Source organism: Nostoc favosum CHAB5714 (assembly GCF_020829495.1).
GTDB lineage: Bacteria > Cyanobacteriota > Cyanobacteriia > Cyanobacteriales > Nostocaceae > Nostoc > Nostoc favosum.
Window position 1 is genome coordinate 28511 of record NZ_JAIVFQ010000001.1, and the last position, 17834, is coordinate 46344.

At 41.2% G+C, this 17834-nt stretch carries 11 protein-coding genes; 4 read left to right on the forward strand and 7 right to left on the reverse strand.

The genetic code is table 11. From position 1 onward, the window contains the following. Window positions 1–92: 92 nt before the first annotated feature. The 3 genes from LC586_RS00140 to rpaA form a co-directional block, all read right to left on the reverse strand. Window positions 93–1508, reverse strand: a complete 1416-nt coding sequence (locus tag LC586_RS00140; protein WP_229482388.1) for a cation:proton antiporter — start codon at window positions 1506–1508, stop codon at window positions 93–95. A gap of 96 nt (window positions 1509–1604) precedes the next feature. Beyond that, window positions 1605–3305: a bicarbonate transporter BicA gene (gene bicA / locus LC586_RS00145; RefSeq protein WP_229482389.1), complete on the reverse strand. Its 1701-nt coding sequence runs from the start codon at window positions 3303–3305 to the stop codon at window positions 1605–1607. A gap of 1049 nt (window positions 3306–4354) precedes the next feature. After that, complete coding sequence (gene rpaA, locus LC586_RS00150; protein WP_118170349.1) at window positions 4355–5098, reverse strand: two component system response regulator RpaA; 744 nt, start codon at window positions 5096–5098, stop codon at window positions 4355–4357. A 156-nt stretch (window positions 5099–5254) separates the two neighbouring features. Between rpaA and LC586_RS00155 the strand changes: the two genes are divergently transcribed. The 4 genes from LC586_RS00155 (at window position 5255) to hetI (ending at window position 8098) form a co-directional block, all read left to right on the forward strand. Then, window positions 5255–6316, forward strand: coding sequence for a YheT family hydrolase (locus tag LC586_RS00155; protein WP_229482390.1), 1062 nt, complete (start codon window positions 5255–5257; stop codon window positions 6314–6316). Between the two features lie 298 nt (window positions 6317–6614). Continuing rightward, window positions 6615–7016 carry a DUF433 domain-containing protein gene (locus tag LC586_RS00160; RefSeq protein WP_229482391.1) on the forward strand — a complete coding sequence of 134 codons (402 nt, stop codon included), beginning with the start codon at window positions 6615–6617 and terminating at the stop codon, window positions 7014–7016. Continuing rightward, complete coding sequence (locus LC586_RS00165; RefSeq protein ID WP_229482392.1) at window positions 7009–7365, forward strand: DUF5615 family PIN-like protein; 357 nt, start codon at window positions 7009–7011, stop codon at window positions 7363–7365. Before LC586_RS00160 ends, LC586_RS00165 begins: the two co-directional genes overlap by 8 nt. 22 nt (window positions 7366–7387) lie before the next feature. Beyond that, window positions 7388–8098, forward strand: coding sequence for a 4'-phosphopantetheinyl transferase HetI (gene hetI, locus LC586_RS00170; protein WP_229482393.1), 711 nt, complete (start codon window positions 7388–7390; stop codon window positions 8096–8098). 72 nt (window positions 8099–8170) lie between these two features. Here the strand turns inward: hetI and LC586_RS00175 are convergent, their stop codons facing one another. From LC586_RS00175 to LC586_RS00190, 4 genes are all read right to left on the reverse strand, one after another. Further along, the gene (locus tag LC586_RS00175) at window positions 8171–8974 is read right to left on the reverse strand and encodes an SDR family NAD(P)-dependent oxidoreductase (RefSeq protein WP_229482394.1); all 804 of its coding nucleotides are present in this window, start codon (window positions 8972–8974) and stop codon (window positions 8171–8173) included. Between the two features lie 558 nt (window positions 8975–9532). Beyond that, window positions 9533–11047, reverse strand: a complete 1515-nt coding sequence (locus LC586_RS00180; protein WP_229482395.1) for a thioester reductase domain-containing protein — start codon at window positions 11045–11047, stop codon at window positions 9533–9535. A gap of 2 nt (window positions 11048–11049) precedes the next feature. Next, window positions 11050–12726 carry a PfaD family polyunsaturated fatty acid/polyketide biosynthesis protein gene (locus LC586_RS00185; protein ID WP_229482396.1) on the reverse strand — a complete coding sequence of 559 codons (1677 nt, stop codon included), beginning with the start codon at window positions 12724–12726 and terminating at the stop codon, window positions 11050–11052. A 211-nt stretch (window positions 12727–12937) separates the two neighbouring features. Then, window positions 12938–17686, reverse strand: a complete 4749-nt coding sequence (locus LC586_RS00190; RefSeq protein WP_229482397.1) for a PfaB family protein — start codon at window positions 17684–17686, stop codon at window positions 12938–12940. Between the last annotated feature and the right edge of the window lie 148 nt (window positions 17687–17834).

Here is a 17834-nt window from a genome sequence, read left to right on the forward strand (position 1 = left end):
GTACAGCGGGCGCGTAAATCAAGCCACCATTTTAAAACTTGCAAAAGTCTTGATATACAAAACTTTTGACTTTTGACTTCCGCCCTGCGGCACTAGCCTATTAAATTTGCTTCCTTTAGAGATTCTTTTTCTTCTGGCGATTGTTTGAATGCAAACCGCAATAAAGGAGGTGCTAAGAAGGTTGTCAAAATCACCATAATAACGATCGCAGCTTGCAATGGTTTATCAAGAGTACCACTAGCTGCACCAATGGCGGCAAACACTAACCCAACTTCGCCACGCGGAATCATCCCCACACCAACCGCTAACCGATTAATTCCAGGTTGACCAAAAACCGACCAACCTGTGACAACTTTACCGATAATTGCGATCGCAATTAAGAAGGTAGCAATAATTAATCCTTCTCGATTTCCTGGAACTAAAGGATTAAGAACGCCTAAATCAACTTTCGCGCCAACCGTCACAAAGAATACTGGCACTAGCATATCAGCAACAGGTTTAACCTGCTCATCTAGCTCTTTGCGTTTATCCGTTTCATCCAAAACTAAGCCAGCCGCAAATGCGCCTAAGATAGCTTCTAAATGAATGGCACTACCCAAAAAAGCCATAAAGAAGGCAAAGATAAATGCTGGGATAATTAAGTTGCCTCGCGTTTGCAATTTATCAGCAATGGCAACAAAACTCTGATTGAAATATTTCCCTAATAAAATCGAGCCAATGAGAAAGACTGTAGCACTGACAATCAAATAAATGACGTTGAAAATATCAACCTCACCAGTTTTGGCAAGACTTGCAACTACTGCCAATACAATGATGCCTAAAATGTCATCAATTACTGCTGCACCGACAATAATCTGGCCTTCACGAGATTTTAATTGCCCAATCTCTGACAATACTTTGGAGGTAATCCCAATACTAGTAGCTGTGAGCGCTGCACCTGCAAAAATTGCTGGAATTACTGGGGCATGAAACAATAAAATCAGTCCCGCCGTGCCAGCAGCAAAAGGAACAGCTACCCCAACACAAGCAACAATTGTTGCTTGATAACCAACTTTCTGTAACTCTTTTAAGTCTGATTCTAGACCAATTTCAAATAACAGAATGATCACACCTAGTTCTGCAAGCACAGAAACAACTTCGCTCTGGCTTTGAAAGATTGATGTGACTGCATCAGCACTAAGGTTATTAATGAATTGTAGGATAGTCATGATTATGGAGTCGCTACCAGCTGCTCCACTGTCGGGAAACACTACCAGATGAAGAGCAGAAGCACCCACAACCACACCACCAACTAATTCTCCTAATACAGGGGGCAAGTCCATCATTCTAAATAATTCGCCACCAATTTTACTAGCCAGATAAATTACTACTAAACTTAGCAATACTCCAGTCAGCACAATAGGAGCATATTCCGCCTCGTTAGTTGTTGCTAGGAAAGGAGACTGTAAACCTACGGGGAGAAAATTTAACCAGGTAAACGAATTAAGTATTGGTTCTGAAAAAATCATGTTTTTGCTTGTGTTTCTGATTCATTTCAAAATAATTCGTAATTCGTAATTCGTAATTGCATCATTAATTACGAATTACGAATTACGAATTACAAATTACGAATAGGTGTCAGTGTAGGTACTAACGCCAGAAGTATTAGCATCAGTTGCATGACGATTAACTAAAGCAACGGCTTGTTTAAGTGCATCTACACGATCTACAAACATGTAATGCTCTGGTACAAACCTCGAAATGCCAAACTTGTCTAAGCGCTTTTTGACTTTGCTGGTTGCACCAACAATTAATACATTACGACCTTGTTCATTAGCATCCTTGATGGCGTTTTCAATTGCCAAAGAAGCAGTCACACCCAACATTGGTACATCGGTCAAATCCATAATCAACACATCAGAGTCTGCCATTGCTGAATGTTCACGAGCGATCGCTTTGGATACTCCAAAAATCATCGGCCCGCTCAGGTAAAATAGCAGAACACGTCCATTAGCGAGATCAAGCCATTTTTTCTCTTCGTTATTCAAGATAACTGCATCATCAGCATCGCTAATTACCTTCACTTCCTGAGATTGTAATTCCGAGAGGCGATCAATAGTTAAGATATTAGCAATGAAGACTCCAACGCCGACGGCAACAATTAAGTCAACAAATACGGTCAAAAACAACACACCATACATGATGATTGTGCCTTTCAGCGACACCTTATGAGCGCGTTTCAAGAAGCTCCAATCAAGAATGTCAACCCCCACCTTCAGAGCAATACCAGCCAACACCGCCATTGGGATAGGTTGAGTGATACCCGCAGCCCACAAAACTACAATTAACAAAATTAAGGCGCGAGTTAAACCAGATACAGCTGTTCTAGCACCAGTTTGGATATTAACTACCGTTCCCATCGTGGCACCAGCACCAGGTAGCCCACCACACAAACCAGATACTAGATTACCAATACCTTGACCAATCAATTCTTTGTCAGATTTGTGTTCGGTACGGGTCAAACTGTCTGCAATTACTGCCGTTAGTAGAGTATCAATACAACCCAACATCCCTAACATTGCCCCATCAACAATCATGATTGTCATTTGGGATGGAGTGAAGGTAGGCAATTGTAATGACGGCAGTCCTACGGGAATTTCCCCAATTCGTCTGATATCCGTACCGCCGAAGATGGTCAAAGAAACTATAGTTCCGATAATTAATGCTACCAGCTGCGGAGGAGCAAAGCGCTTAAGCTTGCGTGGCATGAAGAAAATAATTGCCAGTGTCAGTAAGCCCAAAGCTGTTTCGGCAGGATTAATCTTAGTTAATAACAGAGGCAGATTTTGTACCATCCCCAGTACGCCACCTTTAGGATTTGCCTGTCCGACAAAAGGAGCAATCTGCAAAATAATCAGAATCACGCCAATCCCAGACATAAACCCAGAAATCACGCTGTAAGGCATGAGGGTAATGTATTTACCCAACTTAAATATCCCAAAGAAGATTTGAAATATTCCCGCTAGCATGACTACGGTAAATGCCATTGCCAAGCCGTTTTCGGGGTTAGCTGCGGTCATGGAACCGACAATTGCAGTCATAACTACAGTCATTGGCCCGGTTGGCTCAGAAATTAGGGTTGGTGTCCCACCAAATAAGGCTGCGAAAAAGCCGACGCAAACTGCACCATAAAGACCAGCTACAGGCCCAGCACCAGAGGCAACACCGAATGCCAGCGCTAGAGGTAACGAAACGATCGCAGCAGTTAAACCACCGAATAAATCGCCTTGTAAGTTTCTAAAGTTGATTGTATTAGTCAATGACATACTGGGATTTTGGTTACAAAAACAGCAAAATAAATTTTGGGTTGTAAAAATTCCCAGCTACTTTGAGTAAGTTTCATGTTTTATTGCCATGAAAATTAGGCAAAGAAAACTTTAATTCTTTGCAAAGCAGCAGGCTATGGTGCCTTTCTACATGGCGAGTCGCTGAATACGAATTTCCAATAGAGAAGGCTTAGACCAAAGATGGTTCAAAAATTGGACTGAAAAAACTTACATAAATTGCAAGTTTTATTGATTGCCAAATTTAATCGGATGAATAATAGCTTACAGCTTTATATGTCAATGTTGTTGATTCACAAGCCTCAATATTAAATAAATATTAAATTGCTTTCATAGATAAAATACTATACTTATTGACTAATTTTTGTTACGATAATCAATAAAATATGTAAATTTTATTTCAAAAACTTTTTGACCACTACCCGCCCACCTGCGATCGCTTACAATATCGCTATATTAAAACCCTATTCTCTCATCACTTTTTGTGATTAATTTTAAGCTGTTGAGAAGAAATCCTAATTTAAAACTCTTAAAATAATTTCCCTGTGGATTACCTTTGTAGAGACGTTGCATTACAACATCTCTACACACTAGTAAATTCTACCAATAACCTTAACTAAGTACAGTTTTGCGTAAAAGCGTAGCGTTTCCAATGCAGGGGAACGCATTGGCATTGCATTGAGATGCATTAACAATGCAAGCCGACGCATTAACAAGGCCGCCCACGCATTAACAATGCAAGCCCACGCATTAACAAGGCCGCCCACGCATTAACAAGGCCGCCCACGCATTAACAAGGCCGCCCACGCATTAACAAGGCCGCCCACGCATTAACAAGGCCGCCCACGCATTAACAATGCAAGCCGACGCATTAACAAGGCCGCCCACGCATTAACAAAGCGGCCGACGCATTCATTGCCAAATTTAATTCGCTACGAATTAAGGAAATGCTGTACTAAGCGGTAAGGAATAAGAGTTTCGGAGAGTTCTTGCCTAAGTGATGGCAAAGTTTAAGGGAATTTAGCGTGATTTCATTCAACTACTGTTACTGAAGCCCCTTCATTTGCTGGAGGTACACCGGGTAATTCAAGACAGTATCCAGCACCATATACTGTCTTTATATAGCGGGGGTGGCGGGGATCTGGTTCTAGCTTGGTTCTCAAGTGGCGAATATGAACTCGAATCGTTTCTATGTCGTCATCAGGATCGTAGCCCCAAACTTCTCTAAGGATTTCGCTAGGAGAAACTGTTTGACCGTGGCGTTGCAATAAGCAGTGAAGTAACTCAAATTCCAAATGAGTCAATTTCACCGTCTCATTGAACCATATTGCCTCAAATCTTTCGGGAACGAGAGTGAGTGAGCCATAGTTGAGAATTTCACTATGCTTTGCTGCTTGGGGAATGCGGTCAGTCCGCCGCAAAAGGGCCCGCACCCGCGCCAGCAGTTCTTCAACTTCAAAAGGCTTGGTGAGATAGTCATCTGCGCCAGCATTGAAGCCTTCCACCTTGTCCTGAGTTTGGCTCAAAGCCGTCAACATTAACACGGGAATCTCAGAGGTGCGATCGTCTCGGCGCAGGCGTTGGCAAACGGTAAACCCATCTACTCTGGGCAACATTAAATCGAGCATGATCAAGTCTGGTTGCAGCTGGAGAGCCAGCGCTTGACCTTTGATGCCGTCTTCAGCTTGACTAACATCGTAGCCAGCCATTTCCAAGTTGACGGCAACTAGTTCTGAAATCGCTGGGTCATCGTCTATGACAAGAATCCTCGGCATTCTTAAAAATTATTACTACTTATTAAGGATAATTAACAACCTTTGATAGATACAAAGATTTTTGAATCGATTCTAAAAAAGTTCTTAAATCTTACATAAATATTAAGATTAAATGACTGTGAAATCAAGACTCAATTACATGAAATCTTATAGTCTATGATGTGTTATACTCCCCCCTACAATCCGTCTTGGTTTTTACAAAACGGTCTGATGATGACTGTATACACCGCTTTGTGGGGAAAACGTTACTGGAAAAGTACTACTTTATTACCAGAACCGTCTTATCACGAAAAAATCTTTATTGGTGGCCAAGGTGTGCCAATTTTTGGCTTGGTTGCCATCCCAGAAAATGCTCACAGCACGATTATCGGTACTTATGGCATTACTGGAGAGTTAGAGACGGAATGGTATTTGAGAGTGCTAGGACGTAAGGCTTATGCTCAAGGATACGCTGTGGTGTTATTTGATTGGCGTGCCCACGGCAAAACTGCCAAATTGTCCCCGACTCTAACTTCTGATGGATTGTATGAGGGGGAAGATTTTGTTCGCATCGCTGCTGCTGCTAAGGCAATGGGATGTCCGAGTAAATTTTTGTTTACAGGGTATTCTTTAGGAGGGCAATTGGCACTCTGGGCGGTAAAGGTTGCTGGTGAGGTGATTAGGGAGCATGAAGATTTAGGACTAGAAGATGGCGATATTGGCGGTGGTATGGTAATTTGTCCGAGTTTAGATTCACAGCGATCGCTATCTTATCTAGTTACAAAGCCCTTTGGCAGATATTTGGAAGCGGGGATTGCACAGAATTTAAAAAAACTAGCATGGCGAATACATGATGCCCATCCTGGAAGTATTGACCCAGAAGCGATTGAACGGGCGAACAGTATCTGGGGTTTTGACAATGAACTGGTAATTAACCGACTAGGTTTTCCTTCTGTGGAAGCATATTACCAAGCTAGTAGTGCTTTACAAATATTGCCGCAAATCTCAAAACCGACTTTGATTTTATATGCTGCTGATGACCCACTTTTTGACCCAGCTATCATACCAGAATTAGAAGAAGCGTGCGATCGCAATCCTGCAATAGATTTATTACTCACTCAGTATGGCGGTCATGTTGGCTATTTGAGTAGCAAAGAGTGTCAGCGCCAAGTAAACGATTCTGACCCTTGGTGGGCATGGAATCGGGTTTTACAATGGTTGGAGCAACAGCGTAATTAGTCATTTGTCATTTGTCATTCGTTTTCGCAAAATCTAAAATCAAAAATTGGTATAAGGCATCACCGTGCCAAATCGGTAAACTTGTACGCTAAGACTGAAACTAAGATGGGGTAAGCTTTTTAAGAAGTGCTTTATATAATTATTATATTGGTGAAAGAACTATGGTTATGCTGCTAGTTTTGATCTAGTTTGAACGAAAAATCGTCGTTTCAGGCACTTGAAATTTTCTTAGCGTACAAAAAACCGAATTTGGCACGGTGATGCCTATTATTGTTAGTTAGCTAGGTAGAATATATTGATGACATCTGACTCTTTTAATTTGCCCCCACTGTTACGACAAAAAGCCCAAAGATATGCTGCAAGCCTTGGCATTTCTCTTGAGCAATTTATTGTCTCTGCTGTAGCTGAAAAGGTCGAAATTTTAACTGAGGATTTTGACAACCCTGTATTTCCTGAGCTTACTTACCGCCGGGGTGCTAGTGGTTTAGTAGTGCCAATACTGAATGGAACTGGCTTGCGGGTGCAGACTTTGGCGATCGCAGCTCAACAATGGGGATTATCTGCCGGACAAATTGCTGCTGAGTATGATTTGAGTGAGGCTCAGGTGAATGCAGCCCTGGCTTTCTATGCTGCTCATCAGCAAGAAATTGATGAGGCGATCGCATCTGAAGTAGCTCTCGAATCAGTTCACAATGTCTAAGCCTCTGTTACATTTGGATGCTGATACATCAATTAAAGCTTTACATTTAGCTTTGCTTAATCAGGGTCATGATGTCACCCGAACTCCCACATATTGGATGCCCTTAGATGCAACTGATGAAACTCAGTTGTTAGGGGCTACTGCTAGAGGAAGGTGTATTTTTACTTTCAATATCCGCGATTTTTTAGTTTTGGCACAAAGCTATCCTAACCATAATGGTATTATTTTAGCTGCCCAAAATAGTTGGACTCTATCTAGTTTGATTACTGCTTTAGATTGTCTGGTTGTAGAAACACAAGCTGCTGACTGGATTGGTCAAGTGCGCTGGCTCAATCAATGGCAAAGATAAGAATTACGAATTACGAATTATAATGAATCATCTCTGGCTACCTGCACCGACAGATTTAACTTTGTTACCGGATGAGATTCATCTCTGGCGCATAGAACTTGACCAACCAGAACCACAACTGCAAAATTTAGCAGCGACTCTTTCCAGTGACGAAATAACTCGTGCTGAACGGTTCTATTTTCAGGAACATCGGCAGCGTTTCATTGCTGGTCGTGGTATTCTCCGAACTATATTAGGTCGCTATTTGGGTATCCAGCCGCTACAAGTGGAGTTTAATTATCAACACCGTGGCAAACCAGTATTAGCAGATACATTTGCCGATAGTGGACTGGCGTTTAACTTGTCTCATTCCCAAAGGTTGGGTTTGTGTGCGGTGAATTGCACTCGCCAAATTGGTGTAGACCTAGAATATATTCGCCCGATGTCTGATCTGGAAGCTCTTGCCAAACGGTTCTTTTTACCGAGAGAATATGAAATGTTGCGATCGCTATCTGCAAACCAACAGCAAGAGGTATTTTTCCGTTACTGGACTTGTAAGGAAGCTTATTTAAAAGCAACTGGAGACGGACTAGCTCAGTTAGAGCAAATTGAAGTATCGTTGACTCCCACACAACCAGCTAAGTTACGGATAACTGAAGACTGGAGTCTTTTTGAACTAGTGCCTGCTAACAATTATGTTGCTGCTGTTGCCGTAGAGAATTTTGGCTGGAATTTAAAGTGTTGGCAGTATTAATCCTAGTCATTAGTCATTAGTCATTAGTGAATGCCCAATGCCCAATGCCCTATGCCCAATGCCCCATGCCCCCTACTTATCTTCCTGCATATTTCGCACAATTTTTGTTACCAGTTTTCTAGGTACAAATCTGACGCTTTTTGCAAGTAGTTTATTCATAAACCCAGGAATCGCAATAGTTTTGCCCTTCATTAAGGCGCGAAAACCAATTTCGGCTACTGTTTGTGCATGCATCATCCTCTTACCCTTGAGCAACTTAGAGTCAGCCATTCCGGTTCTTTCATGAAAAGCAGATGCGGTTGAGCCTGGGCAAAGAACTGTCACAGTGACACCTGTACCTTCTAATTCATTAGCGATCGCTTCAGAAAAAGATAAGATATAAGCTTTAGTAGCAAAATAAACCGCCATCAAAGGCCCTGGTTGAAAAGCAGCAGCCGAGGAAACATTTAATATTTTACCTTCACCTTGCTTTACCATGTGCTTTACAAATAGCTTGGTTAAATGGGTGAGGCACACCAAATTTACCTGTAGCATTTCCAATTCAGTAGCTAGGTCTGTTTCGTGAAATAATCCATAGATACCAAATCCAGCATTATTGACTAGCACATCAACATTAATATCGGCGAGTTGCAACTCCGTGAAAATTTCTTCAGGAGCTGTTGATATAGATAAATCCTTAACAATAGTTTTGGCAAAATTTCCGAATTCTTCTTGGAATTTAGCTGCAATTTCTACAAGCTTTAACCCGTTTCTGTCTACTAAGACCAGATTGTAATCATGAGCAGCAAAAATACATGCTAATTCGTAGCCAATACCACCGGCTGCTCCAGTAATAAGAGCAGTTTTTTTGCTCTGAGTTTGATGTGTTGTGTTCATGTAAGAATATTGGTGAATTCAACTTAATGAAGCTGCGTTGCATTTACAGTGGTTCTCGTTCTACAATTAAGTACGCGTAATATCTCAACCGACAAGAAATGTCTTGAGTTATTACCCTTTCCAATGCTTGTGTGATGGGTTTGATAGATGTAGCAGTCCAAACGTAAATTTAGGACTTATACATCGAATAAGTGGAGCATTAAAGAAGTTCGGTTATTTCAAACTACTAGCGCTGGCTTTTGATTACTCACAACAGCCAGCAGGTAAAATCAAACTTTTATGCCCAACACTAACCATTCTATCCTCAATTGCTTCTGTCAAGGGGTGAATCCTAAAAATTTACATGATTGAGCATAAAAAAACAGGGCAATTATATTGCCGCTGTTAGTGTTTGAGTTGTTGCTGGCATCTGAAATATTGGCTATTCAGTAGTACTGAGTTTTAAAAAATGGACTAAATCAAATTATTTTGTAGGGTGCGTTACGCAAGCCGTAACACACCGAAGTATTCGGGATGATGCGTTACGTTCCTAACACATCCTACGCAAGTTTTGAATTACTAAGCGATATTTAAGAAACCGCTTTGAATCAAGTAGGCGGTATAAGTCATAAACAATTGAGAGTCAATTGGAGGACAAACAATAGAACTGCCTGCTAGTGCATGGAGAGTATCTTGGCAGCTAATATGGGGTCTTCTAGCTTGTAAGTACAAATCAGGAATAGTCAGTTGTTCATCAGACCAGCGTTCCAGTAAAAAGGGTCGCAGAGTGTATAAAGGATTGTCAGCAGAAGTCACATTATTGATTAACTCTGATTGCCATTGTTGATATGGAATCATCTCAACTGAATAACCAAAAGAGCGTATCCACTCAACTAGCATTTTTAAAGCGGCGGGTTGGGGATGTTGTAAATTGAAAGCTTTACCTATAGATTCTTTTTGCCGTGATAGATAAACAATCGCTTTACTTACATAATCTACAGGAGACATATCCAACATATAATCTACATCAGGGAAACTTCCCATTTGTAGACAGCCCTTGGTCATCAGATTGATAAAATCATGTGTGTTACAAATGCCTGTTTTGCTATCACCTGAAATCAGTGGTGGTCTGTGAATAGTTACAGGAAGTCCACGGTCACGAGCAATTTTAACTAACTTTTCGGCTACCCATTTAGTTTGAGAGTAACCAAGATAAATACCTTCCCAATGATTGAATTCATCCTGTTCTTTAACAACCTTGCCAGCATAAGCAGTGGATTCAAAAACAGCAACACTAGAAACGTAATGTACAGGCTTGACTTTAATTTGACAAGCCAATCTCAAAACTTCTTGAGTTCCTAAAACATTGGCTGCCTTCAATGCTGAGTATGGAAAAACATAATTCAACAAAGCACCGCTATGATAGATAGTATCAATATCGGTAGCTAAAATTTGAAACTGTTCAGAGCCAATACCTAACAATGGCTGAGATAAATCGCCGACAATAGGAATAATTCTGGAGTTAAATTCTTCCTGCCAAATTGCATACTGTTCCAGATTCTTTTGGAGTTTGCTTTTGCCTTCTTCGGCATTAGCAGCACGCACTAAGCAATAGATATCCGCATTGGTTTCCTGTAGCAATTCCCGGATAATAAAAGCTCCTAAAAAGCCGGTTCCTCCAGTTAAAAAGATATTTTTGGGTTCACCCACAAGCACATTAGATGCAGCACCGGGATGGATGGTGGGGTCAAGAACAGCCTCAGCAGCTAAATCTAGAACAGAGGGTGCAGCATTGGCATTAGAGGATGCCACCCCTGTATCTTGAACTGGTGAACCATCTTGCACTTCTTCAGCTAAACGCTGTGAAAGAGCTTCAATATTTGGATAATGCCACAGTAGCAATGGAGATGGTTGAAATCCTAGCAACTTTTCTAAGTTACTTACTAGAATCATTGCTTGGGCTGAATCCAACCCATAGTTTTCTAAATGTTCTTTGACATCTATTTCATCAGTTGCTACTCCTAGTAACTTAGCTAAGTTAGATACCAAAAATACTTGAATATCGTCTGCTGTAAAAGACTGTTTTATAGTCATTTTTAAATCTCCAACAATGATGTAAAACGAACAGGGTGATACTGACTGTAATAATCGGAAGTTTGTAGCCCTTGAATTTTCAAATTTTGGACACGATACAAAAAGGCTGCACCAGTCATAATTTGATTAGCAACATCAACTACCTGACGATTATTTGGTTCAGACAGGTAGGAACCGCGTACCCAGTCATTGAAACCGCCCATTGCCGGGCCACACCAAATTTGATAATCGACTTCTCTACCTTTTTCACCAGAACTAGACCAGCGAGAAGATAATCCTAGATACCAACGGAAAATCAACGCCATTTTCAATTTAGGATTATTGACTGCTTTCCCAAGTTTCTCAGGATTCTTTTGGGACAAATAAGCCGCAGTTCCTTCCCATACTTCAGCAATAGTTTTGCGAAAAACTTGTTTTTCTAATTTCTGTCTTTCTGCTAAAGGAATCTCTTCAATGGAATCATAAGCGCGATAGAGTTCAAATAATTTCTGCGCTCGCATGGGGAACATCGTACCCCGTTTGAGAACTTGCAATTTGACTCCCATTTCAAACATATCTGCTGCTGGAGCCATTATCATATCAGCCATTTCTGCTTGGGCTAATAACTTTTTGGTATGTTCACAAGCCCCAGATTCAACGCATGACTGATTAATGGAACCGGTCATTACATAAGCAGCGCCCATCATGAAAGCTGCTAATGCTGATTGTGGTGTTCCAATTCCCCCTGCAACGCCGATTCTGATGGGTGTTTGGTAATGATATTGTGCTTGAATTTCATCTCGCAAAGCAATAATAGAAGGTAATAAACAAACCAGGGGACGGTTATCTGTATGACCTCCAGAATCAGCCTCGACGGTAATATCATCAGCCATTGGAACTTTAGCTGCAAGGGTTGCTTGTAACTCAGTAATTAACCCTTGTTCCAGGAGTTCTTTGAGTATTCTCGCTGGTGCTGGTTGCAGAAATTTAGTAGCAACTTCTCGGCGAGAAATTTTGGCAATGACTTTATTTTTGATTTCAATTTGATTGGCGTTATTCAACCCCAATCCAGCAACGCGGTAATAAACAATGTTGGGGGTCAAGTCGAGAAATGCAGAGGCTTCTACTGTTCTCACTTGATATTTGAGGTATAAATCCACAGCCCGGCGTTCAATCGCAGGTTCATTGGGACTGTGAATTAAATTAAATGCATAGGGCCCTTGAGGTAAAGCTTGTTGAATGCGATTTATAGCTGCTTCTAAACGGTCTGGAGTTAAACCACCTGCACCAAAGGAACTCAAAATTTGCTCTTTTCCTAGTGCAATGACCATTTCTTCGGAAGCAATTCCGCCAGCCATTGCGCCGGTAACGTAGGCATATTTCACTCCATAAGAGGAGAGAAAATTGGGATCTCCAAATTGTTGAATGCGGATTGGGGCTGCAAATGTTAGCAGTTCTACTTGTGCTGTTGTGCCATTATCACCAGGGGATAAATACCCCTCATTAGTGACACCGATTTTTCCGGCAACTTTCACGATGTAGCAGGGTTTATTTAATACCATCAATTTATCTTTGATGGTTTGTTTCTCAAAAGATACAGTTTCTAAAGAACCTTTCCAAACCTGGTTTTTGTTATAAGACCAGGTGGAGAAGTTAAGGCCATTATCGTGTTTACTTAGTACCGTATCTACGGTTGTCACGGCAGTTATCCCTCGGATTACAAACAATGGATAATAAGGTTGAAGGAGTCTACATTTTTATACCAATTCTCTCTGAATATGCACGTAATAATTTTTAAACGAACCGCATAGACGCAAAGCGGCTTCCCGCAGGGTAGGACGCAAAGGGCGCAAAGGAAGAGATAAGTTAAGAATTAGTCGGTGTAAGTTGAGAAAGAATTGGTATGAGATATTAAGATTCGTCGTTAAGTAAGTTTTGGGCACAAGCTAGTTGCAATTGAATTATTTCACTCATTTGCTGACTGTAATCTTGTCTAGCTTGTAAGAAGGCATTGTGTGCTTTGGTTATCTTTGAATTATTAGCATTGAGCTTTTGATACTGAGTCTTATTTAAATCGAACATGCTGATGATGCTACTAATTTTTCGAGTTATGACTGGCGGGGAAGAAAGAGAAATTGGCTGTCTAATTGCGCTTGACTCAGAAGATTGTAATTGTTCTCTCGGTTCAAAAACGTTATCAATGATATTTTTCGGTTTGACTTCTTTTAGCTGAGGCAAGATGTTAGGGGAATAACTTTCTTGTTGAGTTATTTGGTTGGAAGTGTTAAGAAAATCTGTGATTTCAGATTGTTGGACATTAGGTATGTTTTGATGCTGTTTTTTGAAGCGATCGCACTTAATATCCTCAACCAAATTTTCAACAATTTTGCGATTATCGTCACTCAAAATTGTAGCTGCGATCGCTTTTCCACCCAAGGTAACTGTTCTCAATGTTGCTTTATTTGAATTAGCGCTTTCTTGGGCTTTACTGTACAACGGTGATAAATCTACGTTCACCTGATGACTGAGTAGTTTTGCTAATGCTTTGACCATCGAAGCATGGTCATCCATCCCTCTACGATTCAAAGAAACTGTGATATGTTCTTTGTTGCCAAGAATTTTATCAATCCATCGTGAACAGACACTACCAGCGCCCGCTTCTAAAAATATTCTGACTCCATCACCGTAGACACGATTAACTAATTGCGGAAAATCAAGTTCTTGGCACAATCCTTTGGCGATATTGTGAGCAATTGCATCTCTTTCAAGTGCAACTGGTTGATAATCGGCGGCAGAATAAAACACAATACCAGGAAGATTTTGGGATGGTAAGGTGTTTACCTTCTTGATTTCCTCGTATTGCGATCGCATCGCTTCACAATGTATCACATGGTCGAAGGGAGCGGGGAAAGAATTGCAACCTAAAGTTGTAATCACTCGCTTACAGGCGGCATCTTCACCAGCAATTAATACTTCTTCTGGTGTGTTAATTTGAGTTAAGTAGACGCGATTCTCATGTTTCAGGCATTCTCTAACTTGAGATGGAGTAGCCATGAGAACATAAGTATTCCAAAAATTGTTGTTTGGTGAATCTGTTAATCCCCAATATTCACGCACAGCATTTTTTGGCCCAGATAACTTATCACCAAATAGAGGTGATGAGTTTAAGGTGTTACTTCCGCCTTCAAAATCACTCCAAACTCCTTGGGCAACCATCATACTAGTTTCACCCAAACTATACCCAAAAACGCATTTCGGCTTGACTTGAAAATCATCTCGGAAAATTGCCGTCATGTATCTAGCAAAGGCAATTTCACTTTCAAACATTGCTAGTGAATCATCTAACAATTGCTTTTCGAGAGTTTCTAGTTGCCTGGTTGTCAATTTAGGTAAACTTCTGGGATAAACCAATTTTTCAACATCGGCAGCCCGGTTGTAGAGATTGTTACTTTTTAAGTCCTCGAAGACTTTAGGAAATAACCGAAAAACAGTCCGACCAATGCCGATATAAGAATTAACTGCTGCGGGATAAACATAAGCAACTGCTCCAGTTTTACCCAATGGTTTCGCTGTAAAATAACTTCCTATTGGTGTTTGCCAATCTGTACCGTTATCAAAGGCATTATTTACACCTTTGCGGGCAGATTCAATTTCTTTGAGTAGTTCTTTTGTGTTACGTCCTGTGATTGATAAGACGTATTTTGCATCAGAATGCTGTTCAAAGGTAGCGAATGTTTGGCTGGCGGTAGCTGATAAAGAAGAACTAGCTTCGATGGATTTTTGGAGATGGTTTAGGATATCAGGTATAGTGGAGCGATCGCTAACTGCTATAGGGAACAGATGAAAAGGCATTTGTTGCAAATATCTGTTATCGCGCTCCTCTTGGCTGGGTTCCTCCGATAAGATTAAATGGGCGTAACTCCCATCTATACCCATGCTATTAATCGCTGCTATTCTGCGTGTGCCGCCTTTATCGACAAACCAAGGTCTTGATTCCATTGCCACATAGAAAGGACTACCTTCCCATACTTGCGGTGTTTTGACACCAGACCATTTGGGAGTGGCGGGAATATACCTGTAATAAAGACAGAGAGCGGTTTTGATTAAGCTAGCAATTCCCGATGCTGTATAGGTGTGACCGATATTGGCTTTAACACTGCCCAATGCACAATGCAAACCATTGCCCACTTTTGGATAAGCTTGCAGTAAACCTGTGATTTCGGCTTCATCCTCCTGGGGAATGCCACTACCGAAGACTTCCACATAGTTAACTTCTGTGGGTTGAATATCTGCCATCTGGAAAGCTTGTTTGCAGACATTGCTGATAGCTGAAGCATCAGGTTTTACCAAAGCGTTACTCAAAGTAGAATTACCTTGTGCGAAACTCATGGCATCAATTACTGCATAGATGCGTTCATTGTCTTCTTTAGCGGCTTCGTAGCGCTTGAGGACGACAGCACCCGCACCTTCGCCAACCGTCCAACCGTTGGCTTGTTGGTCATAACCCAATGTATTTACACCCGTATTAATTGGTGCAAATTGGCTGCGGAATAAGACATTTTCCACACCACCGGCTAAATCTACGGCACCAACAACCACCGCGTCTACTTCTCCAGTAGCAAGTAGCATTTGGGCTACTTCCAACGCTTTGAGGGCAGAATTTTCGCCAGCGCTGACTGTAAATGCAGGGCCAGTGAAATTCCACAAAGCAGAAATCCGGCTTGCCATGATGTTGGCAATGTGACTCACATATTCGCCGATTTCTACTGGTTGGTGGATGCTATCTTTGACAATGGTTTCCAGTTGGGAAAGATGTTCAGCAGGTAGAGAAATTCCTTGGTTGAGTAAGCCATCCTTAACTTGCCAAGAGAGATTCCATCTTTGCTGTAGCTGATGCACAGAGAACTCTGTCTCGGCGGCGACAATCACAGCCACATTGCCACCCTCCTGTAGTTTCGCATCTTTCACGGCGCGATCGCTAACCTTGAGGAGTAACAATTGTTGTGGGTTTAATTTCTCTATCTCATTTGGTGGGATTTTGCACGATAAAGTATCGATTTCAAAATCTTTGATGTATGCCCCTAGTGGTGCTTTTCCATCTGCTAAACCGTACTCTTTCAGGATATTTTCTTGACTTTCTATACCATGCCATCTTTGAGGCGGTAGAGAAGTAAAATGCTGTGTTCCATCGTAAATACTGCGTTCAAAAGCATCTAAACCATTGCAGTTACCAAAAAAGGCATCCATGCCGACAATAGCAACTTTGGTAGTTGGAACAGGCGGAGTTGATTCAACTGATTCTGCTGTAGTTCCTTGTTCTAAAATCAGATGAGAATTAGTGCCGCCAAAACCAAAAGCGCTAATAGCTGCCCGTTTAATTGGTGCGTTATTATTGGGCCACGCCGTAGCTGTTCTAACAATTTTATCGGCGGAAATTGTACTTTTTTCTGATGTTAAAGGTTCAGAAACATTCATGGTTGGTGGAATTACACCATGAGACATACTCAAAATCACTTTAGTCAAGCCAACCATGCCAGCAGCAGTTAGCAAGTGACCAGTATTTGCCTTAGCAGAACCCACCAGAGGCGCAGCTTGATTTTGACCAAAGAATGTTTCTATGGAGTTAAATTCGGTTGTATCTCCTAGTAATGTGCCAGTGGCGTGACACTCTAGATAATCGATGGTTTTGGGACTAAATTTCGCCTCATTATAGGCTCGCTCAAAAGCTAAGATTTGTCCTTTAGGATTCGGACTCAGTAAATGTTTACCTTTGCCATCATTCGAGAGTCCATTACCGCAAATAGTGGCGAGAATATTATCACCATCTCTGACGGCATCAGAATATCTCTTCAGCATCACCATCCCAACACCATCTGCGGGAATTAGCCCTCTAGAGGATTTATCTAAGGGGCGGCTGATACCGTTTTCTGCATACCCTTGAACACCGGAAAATAACATCCGCACGAATAGGGAATCTGCACAACTGATAGCTCCAGCTAACATGACATCAGCTTTATGTGACCATAAGTAATGAGATGCTAGTTTAATCGCATAAAATGATGATGAACAAGCAGCATCCAGGCATAAATTAATCTGGGATAGGGATAGAGCTTGAGCAACGATAGATGCTGGTAAGCCAGATATCATCGCATTGTATAAAGATGCTTTGGTTGCACTTGGGACAGCTAAATCAAAATCTTCATACTGCAAAAGTTCTCTGACAGCAGGGTTAATAGCTTGCTGGTAAATTGGAGAGAATAGCTGGTTAGATAATTTTGTCGGAAATGACAAATTACCTAAAATTACGCCACATTTTGCAAGAACAGTTTGATTACCCCAATAACCACTCTGTACAATTGCTTGTTTAGCTGCATACAATGACCATTTGAAGGTGTTATCTAAACCAGCAACAAATTCTGATGGTAGATTGTATTCAGATGGATTAAATTGAAAGTTGCGGATGTATCCGCCTTTGAGAGAATAAGTTTTGTCTGGTGTACCTTTAACTGGATTGTGAAAAATTGTCGGATCTACTCCGATTTCTTCGACGGTTGCAGAGGATGTCGAATCTTTTTGATTAATGATGTTTTGCCAGTATTCTTCAGGATTTTTTGCATCGGGGAATAGGCATGATAATGCGATGATGGCTATTTTTTCCACGATTTATATGCTCCGAGTTTGGGTATTTAGCAAGAGATAATTAAAAGGCAGGATTTACGCTGTTCCCCAAACTTTAAACGAGGCAAGTTATAGCAATCCTATTTGAGTTGTGATAAATACTCTTTTTAACGAACCGCAAAGGACGCAA

Coding starts and splice junctions, on each gene's coding strand:
- LC586_RS00140 (WP_229482388.1), bottom strand. CDS start 1,508: ATGATTTTTTCAGAACCAATACTTAATTCGTTTACCTGGTTAAATTTT.
- bicA (WP_229482389.1), bottom strand. CDS start 3,305: ATGTCATTGACTAATACAATCAACTTTAGAAACTTACAAGGCGATTTA.
- rpaA (WP_118170349.1), bottom strand. CDS start 5,098: ATGCCGAGGATTCTTGTCATAGACGATGACCCAGCGATTTCAGAACTA.
- LC586_RS00155 (WP_229482390.1), top strand. CDS start 5,255: ATGATGTGTTATACTCCCCCCTACAATCCGTCTTGGTTTTTACAAAAC.
- LC586_RS00160 (WP_229482391.1), top strand. CDS start 6,615: ATGACATCTGACTCTTTTAATTTGCCCCCACTGTTACGACAAAAAGCC.
- LC586_RS00165 (WP_229482392.1), top strand. CDS start 7,009: ATGTCTAAGCCTCTGTTACATTTGGATGCTGATACATCAATTAAAGCT.
- hetI (WP_229482393.1), top strand. CDS start 7,388: ATGAATCATCTCTGGCTACCTGCACCGACAGATTTAACTTTGTTACCG.
- LC586_RS00175 (WP_229482394.1), bottom strand. CDS start 8,974: ATGAACACAACACATCAAACTCAGAGCAAAAAAACTGCTCTTATTACT.
- LC586_RS00180 (WP_229482395.1), bottom strand. CDS start 11,047: ATGACTATAAAACAGTCTTTTACAGCAGACGATATTCAAGTATTTTTG.